The sequence below is a fragment of the Shewanella sp. MF05956 genome, assembly GCF_059758055.1.
Map to the genome: position 1 here is coordinate 217,847 of NZ_JCAYNV010000008.1, position 10,142 is coordinate 227,988.

General features: G+C 36.8%; 12 protein-coding genes. 11 read left to right on the top strand and 1 reads right to left on the bottom strand.

The genetic code is table 11. The annotated features are described in order from the left end of the window. Positions 1 to 290: 290 nt before the first annotated feature. Positions 291 to 746: a DUF2057 family protein gene (locus AC19MX_RS11010; RefSeq protein ID WP_498298032.1), complete on the top strand. Its 456-nt coding sequence runs from the start codon at positions 291 to 293 to the stop codon at positions 744 to 746. 180 nt (positions 747 to 926) lie between these two features. Here AC19MX_RS11010 and AC19MX_RS11015 read toward each other — a convergent pair whose 3' ends face one another. Further along, a complete protein-coding gene (locus AC19MX_RS11015; protein ID WP_498298033.1) occupies positions 927 to 2,366 on the bottom strand; it encodes an OmpA family protein in 1,440 nt (479 codons plus the stop codon). Positions 2,367 to 2,659: 293 nt separating this feature from the next. Between AC19MX_RS11015 and AC19MX_RS11020 the strand changes: the two genes are divergently transcribed. The 10 genes from AC19MX_RS11020 to AC19MX_RS11065 form a co-directional block, all read left to right on the top strand. Continuing rightward, entirely contained in the window at positions 2,660 to 3,088 is a 429-nt protein-coding gene (locus tag AC19MX_RS11020; RefSeq protein WP_124729716.1) for a hypothetical protein, read from the top strand. A gap of 61 nt (positions 3,089 to 3,149) precedes the next feature. Continuing rightward, positions 3,150 to 4,388, top strand: a complete 1,239-nt coding sequence (locus tag AC19MX_RS11025) for a hypothetical protein (RefSeq protein WP_498298035.1) — start codon at positions 3,150 to 3,152, stop codon at positions 4,386 to 4,388. Positions 4,389 to 4,468: 80 nt separating this feature from the next. Further along, positions 4,469 to 4,684, top strand: a complete 216-nt coding sequence (locus tag AC19MX_RS11030) for a hypothetical protein (RefSeq protein WP_498298036.1) — start codon at positions 4,469 to 4,471, stop codon at positions 4,682 to 4,684. Positions 4,685 to 4,693: 9 nt separating this feature from the next. Then, a complete protein-coding gene (locus AC19MX_RS11035; RefSeq protein WP_498298038.1) occupies positions 4,694 to 5,284 on the top strand; it encodes a hypothetical protein in 591 nt (196 codons plus the stop codon). A gap of 338 nt (positions 5,285 to 5,622) precedes the next feature. Continuing rightward, positions 5,623 to 6,330: a hypothetical protein gene (locus AC19MX_RS11040; RefSeq protein WP_498298039.1), complete on the top strand. Its 708-nt coding sequence runs from the start codon at positions 5,623 to 5,625 to the stop codon at positions 6,328 to 6,330. A 105-nt stretch (positions 6,331 to 6,435) separates the two neighbouring features. Next, positions 6,436 to 7,338, top strand: coding sequence for a hypothetical protein (locus AC19MX_RS11045; protein ID WP_498298041.1), 903 nt, complete (start codon positions 6,436 to 6,438; stop codon positions 7,336 to 7,338). A 266-nt stretch (positions 7,339 to 7,604) separates the two neighbouring features. Continuing rightward, positions 7,605 to 8,096: a hypothetical protein gene (locus AC19MX_RS11050; RefSeq protein ID WP_248983568.1), complete on the top strand. Its 492-nt coding sequence runs from the start codon at positions 7,605 to 7,607 to the stop codon at positions 8,094 to 8,096. 78 nt (positions 8,097 to 8,174) lie between these two features. Next, on the top strand, positions 8,175 to 8,888 hold the full coding sequence (locus tag AC19MX_RS11055) for a hypothetical protein (protein WP_498298042.1): 714 nt from the start codon (positions 8,175 to 8,177) through the stop codon (positions 8,886 to 8,888). A gap of 318 nt (positions 8,889 to 9,206) precedes the next feature. After that, complete coding sequence (locus AC19MX_RS11060) at positions 9,207 to 9,839, top strand: hypothetical protein (protein ID WP_498298043.1); 633 nt, start codon at positions 9,207 to 9,209, stop codon at positions 9,837 to 9,839. Positions 9,840 to 9,909: 70 nt separating this feature from the next. Beyond that, positions 9,910 to 10,142, top strand: a 233-nt coding sequence (locus AC19MX_RS11065; RefSeq protein ID WP_498298045.1) for a transposase family protein, incomplete at its 3' end; no start/stop codon positions are given.

The following is a 10,142-nucleotide window of genomic DNA, read 5'->3' on the forward strand; positions in this document are numbered from 1 at the left end:
GTTATAAAGGCAGCATTCTTTGTCGTTAATCTACACGCTAGCACGCAATATTATAGATGGCGAAACAATGGCGGATATTGTTTTGATTAATGTGAGATAACGCATAGGTATTTTATTTTGATATTATTTTTTATGGCGGTTTGAATAATTAATACAGTGAGATAAACGTAATACTCACAATCAACAAACACAGGCGGTGATAAAATCTGTAAGAAAATCGCTAACGCTGGGGTCTTTTAAATCAATATAACTTGCTTGATGGCCAAGCAATACTTTAAAAGGACAACCCCATGAAATTATTATCAACCAAGACGAGCGCAGTTAAGTCTATCGTCACCCCCGCTATTATCAGCTTGAGTTTATTATTTGGATTTCAGGTACAGGCATCAAGTTTAACCGTGCCAGACTCGCTCATTGTAGAAACCGTTAACGGCGAAAATGTAAGCTTTGACAGCACCATCGGCCTTAAGCGCGGCCAACAGTTGGTAGAGATAAATTACCGTGATTTGTTTCAAGACAATGCGGATGACTCAGGTTATTGGGTTCGCTCAAAGCCACTTTATCTCACGTTAAATGTGGCTAAAAACCAGCGCTACGAAATCATCACCCCGACAATTTACAGCGCCGAAGATGCACGTGAATTTTTAGATAATCCACAAGTTAAATTAACGGTAAACGGGCAGCATCATGATAACGTTGAGCTACTCTCTCAAGCACAGTTATTGACTCAACTGATGCTTAAGTAGCGGGTATTGTTAACTCCGCAATAAGTTTATTGTGCTCCTCATGGCCATTACTCCCACTAAAAGCCCAGGCCCTAAAATAGGAATAGAAATAAAAAGGTAGCCTAGGCTACCTTTTGTTTTTGCATCATAAGCGTAAATGGTATAACCAATGACTCACCAAATAGCTTATGTTGTGAATGATTACTTACTGTCTGAACGAATGACCAGTTCAACCCGGCGGTTTTGTTTCTGGCCCGCTTCATCAAGGTTATTGGCAATAGGCGAGTACTCACCAACCCCTTTGGCTTCAACTTGTTGTGCAGAAATAGAGAACTGTTTAATCAAACGGGTTTTAATTGCAGTCGCACGTTTTTCTGACAAGGTTTGGTTATAAGCTTGCGAACCTTGGTCGTCTGAATGTCCTACCACATAAAAAAGCTGTTTAGGGTGCGTTTGAAGGTATTGAGCGACCACTTCTACAATCGGATAAGCCTCAGGCAGTAGTTCATCGCTATCATACTTAAACAGTAAACCGTCTAGTGCCACATGGCCGCTTTTAGCAATCTCGTCGGTTAAGCCCTGCAAATCAATTCCGACTCGATTATTATTTAATGTGGTTTCTTCAATGATTCGGATTTCAGCAGATAATCGCCCTGAAAACCCAATGACGTATACCATAGCGTAAACGTCACCTTCAGCTCTTTCTAGCTTATAGAGTCTATAAAATTGGTTTTCTTCGCGACCAATTGCTGAATGTAATGCTATCTTAGTTTCTAATGTATCTTCGTCTCCGCATGCTTTCCCTAAACAGGTATAAACTTCAGTAAAACCAAGTTTGGTTAATGCGTTATTGTAGTTTACATCAATCTCAAATTCTGAGTAAGTACGTGGCAATATGTATACAATATCGGTAACTTTCCCTTCCAGTTCCAACGTTTTGTAGTTATCTCCAGCAAGTACTAAGGTTTGGTTAAAGCCATGAGTGAAATATTCCTGTATGTAAGCTCCTGGGACTCTGCTTAGCATCGGGTGATCAACTGAGCTTTTAGTATCTTTATCGCTATTGTCTTTAACCGTTATTTCACTCACAGCCTGAGATAAATAATCTTGATTTGTCGTCACCAAATCTAATGGTTCATCGATGATTTCTATAATATCCAATTCTACATTGGTCGCATTCTGCCAGCCAGCCGCATATATCGATATGTAAACTTGTTTTTTAGGCAGGGTAATATGTGCTGTTATTAGTGATGGAGAACTACTGGAAATATTTGTCAAAGGCGATATAAATGAAGATAGTTTACGTTCATGACCGCAAGTGGCTTGCTCACATTCAAAAATAATCTCAGCATTGAGCGCGTTAAGCTGTTTTTTGTAGTTATTGATTAAATGAGCCGGCGTATAAGACGGCGGTAGCTCATAGTTGGTTTTAATCAGTTTACCTTTCACTTCTTTCGATTGAATATTTTGATCGTCGATTGCCGTGATCAATTGCACCGGTGTGAAGTGTCTAAGTTCACTCTTTGTATCTTTTACCTCTTTGGGCTCAGAAAATAATTCTTGTGTTGTCGCAGAAAAAGCATTCATTGCTGGCATCATCGCCATGATGATTGCCAATGATATAAGTGCGGGTTTTAACATTTTAACTCCCTGTTGTGTATGTGGATGGATGTAGAACAGAATAAATCGCTAATATGAACATAAAATGATATGTAAATTGTTGAGATTAATGAGGTACAACCAAAGATAATCCACCGACCAGTGGTTGAACAATGTTATCTGATCGTAATAAGATTAAACAGTTAGATCATAGTAAATGTATAATAAATGGTAACCATATCCACATTACTCATGATTACTTACTGTCTAAATAGTAATGATAAGTGATGTTCTTGGTTTGTCATTAGGTGCTTGTTAATCAAGGAAGAATAATCATGAACATTGTAGTTAAATCGCTAATATTGGCTTTGCTTGTTAGCTTGTCATATGAATCATATGCAGACGATAGTAATTATAATTTTGTTGCGAATAGTAATACTGATAATATTTTTCTTGATAAATGTAAGATTTACAGGGAAATACTAAAAACCAACGATATTGAGTTGTTCAAAACCTTTATCGATCCGTCATTGCATGAGCACCCTCATTTAGCTAAAGGTTTCTCTACTTACGTAAAGAAGTATGAGCGAGAAGTCGGTGAAGAGGCTTATACATTGGAAAGCATTGTCATAGTGAACTTAGAAGACCAAAATTTTGCTGGTGTCGATTACATATATTCATACAATAATGGCAAAGGCCATGGCAACTCAGGTTGTACATTTACCCGCTTAGAAGGTAATCATTGGAAGCTACGAGCTCGTTAACATTAAGAATATTAATAAGCTCTTCAGCAAAATGAAAAAGTGAAGTCGATTAAGGAATAGGATGTTTAACAAGTTAACAGGGACGTTATTGATTACCGCGTCATCATTTTCAATAGTGTCAGCCGTTGAAAAAATAAAGTGGATTTTTATATGCTTTAATCTAGTTTATGTGGTGTTAGCGGTAAGTGTTTTTTCTTTTTCGGCTGAAACTGTCGGGCGTTTAATGCTCAGTATGTTTTTGATTTTGATAGCTTTTAGTTATCAATGTCGATGGTGTTTTGATGCCTCACGTAAGGTATTAACACAGTTCCATGGTTTCAAGTTAGGCGGGAAATCCATTTATTCCCTTCAACAACAAGATGTTGATTACTCAATAATAAAAAATATTGAGTTAAAAGAAGTACATAATACTTATAAAGTGATTTTGCATGTTAAAGAGAGTGAACAAGCTCAATTACCTGAACCGATATCAATATCGTTAAAAGTGAAGCAACATATGTTGCCCGCATTGGTGCAACAATGTCGAAAAGAGTTAATGTCGCAGGGGATTAATGTTGTAGGTCAATTTGATAGCGTTAGCCGTAAAGATTGGCCAACCTTTAGTTCAGTTCCGCTCGACCAAGATACCGTAAAAGCCTTTATTGGGATTAAGTTATTTAACGACCCGATAAAATTACAATACCCCGTCACACTGTTTATGCTGCCTTTACCTAAGCAATACTTTCATCAAGTCTGGGCTTCAAGTTATATCAGTTTTATGGCTGCCCTGTTTATTCTTTATTCCAGCCAAAATATCGTAGCGGCCATCGTGGTTGCACTATTTGGGGTAGTGGTATCTGCTGTAAGGCGAAAGCTCATTTGCGATAGGCATTATACACAGGGTATATCATCTCCCAATGAGATTGTTATCAGCGAAAATTCACTTGTTATTCCAAGAGTGTATTTTGAGGACAAGCAAGTTAGACAGATAGAAAAGTCAGCAATTAAATCAATCAATATTGAGTGGAATTGGTATAAAGCTGGCGATGGTGACAGTACCCGGAGGCAATATAGGCGACCTTTTGTATTTAGAGTAAACATCGATGTGAGTAACGGTGAAAGCATTACGTTAGCAGGGCAAACATTTGATAGTAATAAATTTGTTATTGCACTGTGCCAACTCGGGTATCGTGCAACGTTGACGCAAATTCCGAAAATAGCTGCGGTGTGGCGATTTTACATACTCATACCAATAGTTGTCGCACTACTAGGCATGACCGGCTTTGGCTTGTACTCGCTGTATATTCGTTATTTGGTATAAAAATATACATTATAAAAATGGCAGTGTTGTAGTAAAAGTAATCAAGAAATAAATTTAAAAACAAATGCTTAGTAGGAAGTATGGCCAAAACAATAGCGTTAGATGATAAATCTTGGTTTTATAACTTGCACATAAAAGGGATGCGCAACTTTAGCGCGCAGAGTGATGTAAGTTTATATGTCGCTAATATAGGTTACCCTCTGTCTTTAGGTGTTTCGTTGTTACTGCTTATTTTGATGGTCGGTTTAGCTGTTTTACCTCTTAATTTCCCTAATACTGATCTTGCCCTGGGGTAATAATAGATAATGACTTCAAAATTTAATAAGGTGTTTAGCGTATATCTTGACCCTGATGAATTTATGCTTCTGAGTGAATCCGCATTTGAGCATGTTTTACAATTGACTGAAAATAAATTGCTTTCATTCAACGGTAATACTCCAATGAAAGAATCTTGGGGATTACTCGATGTGGTTTGGCAAGTGGATCCTTCGAACAAACAGAAACTTAAAGTACCAGGTATAGCTGGCTTAGGTGCTTCTACCTTTGTTGTTTCCCCAATGTATTCGCATTTATTCCAAAATGATTTTGGAGACAATATTGAGCTTCTAGAATGTAATAAGGACGGCGAAAAATGGTTTGCATTTAATGTGCTAGGGTTTGATAACGCTTTGAATGAAGAACTTAGTGAAAGAAATATGCGTAATGGTCGACCTGATAGGATTCGTAAGTTTAAGCGTATGGTATTTAACAAGAGTGGTATAACTAATCCGAACCTATTTAGAGTGCGCGAAACAGGTGTTTTTTATTACACTACAGATGCAGAAAACAGCTTATATTCTATAGTTAAAAATAATAATATTTCAGGGTTATTTTTTAAAGAAGTAGAGTGCTATTGATAATAAGATTTTATCCATTTTCAAGCTAGCATGACTAAAAAAAATTTGCCCCAAAATGAGTTGGTAGCGTGTAAAATTGAAATTGTTGCGAAGATCTGTTTAAAAATCAAACACTCATGCGGTGACCCTGGTGTTATAACGTTAAAAGGACGTGGTTTTCAACAAAATATGACTGTGCATTTGGGGACTGTGATCATATCACCTGATTCAGTTGTAGATAATGAAGCTATTATCACAATTCCAGAAAACTCTACGTCGGGGTTTATTCATGTTGAGTATTTGCAATTACATAGCAACGACATTTATATTGACATAAACTAAAATAGGAAAATGTGATTTTGAACGATTTATATTATTTGCTCACAGATAAACGTTGGTTTGTGGGTCATATTAGAAAGAAATATAATGGTATTAGTAAAAGTAAAATTGTGCAATTACCAATAACGTGGGGGCTAAAGCGGTTACCATTAAAAGATGAGGTTAGATTAGCTACGCTGCTATTGATATTATTATTGATTTCTTTCGCTATGCTAGTGTCCACTAATGGTGCTTTGGTGGACAATTTTCCACGTTTTTTTAAAATGAATCGTGAACCATTTTACAGCCTAAGTGTACCTTTAGTGACATTGTTCTGCCTCGGAATATATTATAAATTAAGAGTTAAATTTTCACTCAATAACAACGGGGTTAGGTCATCAGAACGTCTTCGTAATAGTCATATAGGGATATCTGTTGACCAGTTAGTATTACCCCCATTCATTCGTCAATTTAGTGTTCAAAAAACATTGGGGGATACACCGCCATTTTTAAATCCAATTACATTATCTAGTAGTCAAATAAGCCAAATAGACGTTAAATGGTATCAATATTACTCAGCGATAAATGACTACTCATTTCGACAGAATCAGATCGACTCTATTGAAATTAAGTTAACCGATGGCCAAGTTTACATCCTTAATAGCTGGGTTTTCCCATATTCAAGTTTGCTTTACTTATTTATTAAGTTTAATTATCCGGTAAGCTTAGACGATATTGGTGCTAGATAAAATTAGCATAGTCATACATATAAATTGATAGGTTTTTAATATTCAGCAGGTAAGTGACGCTAATGCTTTTGCCCGCATAAATGGATTTATATAGGGATATAGGTAATGAAACATAATGCACTTTGGTTAGCCATTTTATTAACTGCTAGCGTAGGAACGAGTGGTTGTAATCGTGATTTAGCTGCGGGTATGCAGCAAGCGGAAACTCCTACAACAGCAACAGATTCTATAGCCGCAGTTGTTTCACCGAATAAAGTCGCTGTAACCGATCTAGGTGAATTTATTGGTACCTGGGCAAACAAGGATGAAGATGGCGATAGGGTGCCAGATGAGCAGGATGATTATCCATTTGACGCGAGTAAGAGTAGATATCCACTATTCATCGAACAGGAACCGAACGATTACCCTGGTATTGCTACGCGAATAGAAATTGATCAAGGCGTTAGAGTACAAGGTGTTATAAGCTCTGAAATAGACAAAGGTGATCTGTTTAAGTTTGTGACAACTGAGCTTAAACAATACACAGCGGTTTTCAAAACCTCATCTGCGAGATTTAAACCCCAAGTTTATGTATCGAATGCCGACGGATTAGTGATTGATGCAATATTTTTATATAAATACACTAAACCGAATGTGTATGTTGTTAACTTTCCTATTTATGATGCAGGCACTTATCAACTGAGTTTAATCGATGAAAATTTTGCTGGTGCAGCAGATCTCTCCTACGAAATAGTATTTTTTAATGACACTGACGTTGATTCATTCGATGACATGAAAGAGCGTGCATTAGGTTCCGATTTACTTGAAAACGATATGGATCAAGACAAGATACTTGATGGACTCGAATTTATTTTTGGAATGTTCAATTCAACGGTAGATCAAGATAATGATAATCAACCCAATTGGCTTGATCTCGACTCTGACGGCGACGGCATTGCAGATTTGATTGAAGGCAGTAGCGATAATAATCAAGATGGTCATGTTGACTTTTTAGAGTCTCAACCTTGATATTGATGGCCACTTAACCGAGCGCTTTAATCAAATCTACAGGCTATATAGCATTATCAGCAAGATAGCGGGCTTTCATATATTTTTAAAATTAAAATTAAAATTAAAAGTATAAAGTACTGGTTGTTAAGGATGTTGTTCGGTTTTGTAGTTTTTACTAATTAACATGGCCAAAATTATTCTAATTAACAAACTGGCGCCCTTCGGGGGGCTTTAATATATAATAATGTTAAATTTGTTTGCGCGTAGCAAAAAAAGGAAGGTTTATGTTAGGAAGAATGTTTTTAGCCGCTTTGGTCGTTGCAACACCTTGTCAAGCGTGGGACTTAGATAAGTACCCGCCTCTACCCGATACCGTCGATGTGTCGATTCCTAAAGAAAACTGCATAAAAGCTGCTGAAGTGATTATTAATCAAGATGTTGAGTTGTTTAAAGCTTTATTTTTCCCTAATCCAGCGACTGATGCACAAGTAGTACAACATCTGAAAGCGAGACATGACGAGTATTTTAAAAAGAGATATTTGGGGATTAATAATTTTAGATTAAACAATGCCTTTGATAGCTACTATGTGGATGCAAAAAACTCAAAGGTTCACGATGTTAGTTCAAGTGCTAAATCTAAGGGCTATGATGAAGAAGTGTGGATTGGCTATACTTTCGACTCTACTCACCCCGAGGGTAATACCGACGCAGAAGCTGCTGGCTATTGCCGTTTTGCTAAAGTCGATGAACATTGGTATATGCTTAATTTATTATAAATAAGTCTTTATTTGTAATCATCACCACAAAATTGATAAAGCAGCACCTAATTATGGTGCTGCTTTTTAGGGTTCTATATGCAAGAAAAGCTTACAGTCGATGATGAAACTTGGTTTGGTTCAACTTACTTTAAAGGCATAAAACAACTTAACTCAGCGAGTAATATTACGCTCAAAATGATCTCATTCTTTTATCCATTAAAAGTGAGAACACAGTTAGTATTGTCTAGTGGCTTACTGCTGATGGGGTTACTGCCTTTTGTTACACCTAGCGCGATATCGCTATATCCAACATTTCCGCAGATCCCATTAATTATTGTCATTATTAATGTGTGTTTGGTGCCTGGAAGTTTGCTATTACGTTATTTTTTAATTAAACGTCAATATAAAATAGAGGCTCCTTTATGTTGTCATATAAGTGCCACAAGAGTGTCATTACCAGTTAACATTTTGGTTAATGAGCCTGATGGACAATTAGAATTATCCAAAAATGAAATAAAACAGGTTGAAGTGATTTATAACGTTCAAACCAATGGCGGCCATTCTATTCGTACCGTGTATCAAGTTAATATTCACTTAGTCTCGGGTAAGGTATTAAATTTGGATGTGTTTCATTATCCATTAAAGAATATTTTTTACTTGTTGGTTTATTTTAATTACCCAGTGAAATTGGTTCAACGAAGCTGGACCATGAAGTATCAGTTACATGTTGTAGTATTAATTTTTCCTGTGCTAGCACATCTAGCATTAACTAGTCTGATGGTGTTAGTGGTGTCACCATTCAATTTATAGCAAGGTTTTATGTAATAAGCTTATTTGGTTCTGCACAAATAAGTATCGACAGAATAATGGATTAATTTACGGTTTTATAAGGATGTAAACATTGAACAACATAGTCTTGAAATTGACAATAGTGCTTATTCCAAGCCTTGGCGTTGTCATGTGTCATAGTGCTTTTGCCGCTAAAGAAGCTCCTCTAAAATGGGTACATAATAACATCGCAATCCATGATTACTGATATATGCTATTGTTGTTAGTGGAATCATTTTTTTGATAAGTGAATATACGAAAATAATGGACAACGGTCGATGTTTTATAAGGATGTAAGAAATGAACCAAACACTTTTTAAGCTGGTAGTTTTCATGGTTACCAGTATGAGTCTTGCCAGTTATAGCCCTGACATAGCAGCTAAAAGCATAGCTAAAACCGAAGCTAAAACAACAGGGCAGCAAGCTGGTACCTGGGAAAACAAGGATGAAGACGGCGATGGCGTGCCAGATGAGCAGGACGATTATCCGTTCGATGCGAGTAAAAGTGAATTTTTCACACTGCAAGAAAGTGAGCAAAATAACCTTGTTGAAACCGCTGATGACGTAGCGGGACATTTCCCTTTTCGTATTTTTGGCGCTTTGCCTAATGCTGGTGATACAGATGTATTTAAAATAACGCTGCCAACTGAGGAAATCCAACCAGATGATAGGTTAAGTGTCACTATCATATCGAGTAACAATCATTTTTATCCAACGGCAAACTTGTTTGATAAAAATGGTTCTCAACTTGAGACATATCGTGAAGATAAAATTAAGCCAGTTAATGGGCTTAAATATCATTTTACTTATATTCCCAATGGAAACGAAGTCGCTTATTTAAGTATTTCTTCGTTGAAACAAAATGGTGATGCCTCTTACACAGCTGAAATATCGATCGATAATGATCAGGGCGAGATCGTGAATGTTTTTTGAACAATTTGACGCACTATTTGACGTTAACATCTCGCTATGATCTTATACTCCCTTTTTTCGGGAGCACACCATGCATATTGACCACTTCAAAGAGAATTTCCAAACAATAACAGACCAGCGTCAAGGGGCTAAAGTGACCTATTGCCTTTTTGAGGTACTGTTTGGTTCGCTATGTGCCGTTATCGCAGGCGCTAAAGGCTGGTTTGATATTCGCGAATACATTCTTGGGCATCATGATTGGTTTAAAAACAACAACCTATTCGTAAACGGCATTCCCGCTGATGACACGATTGCTCGTATCAT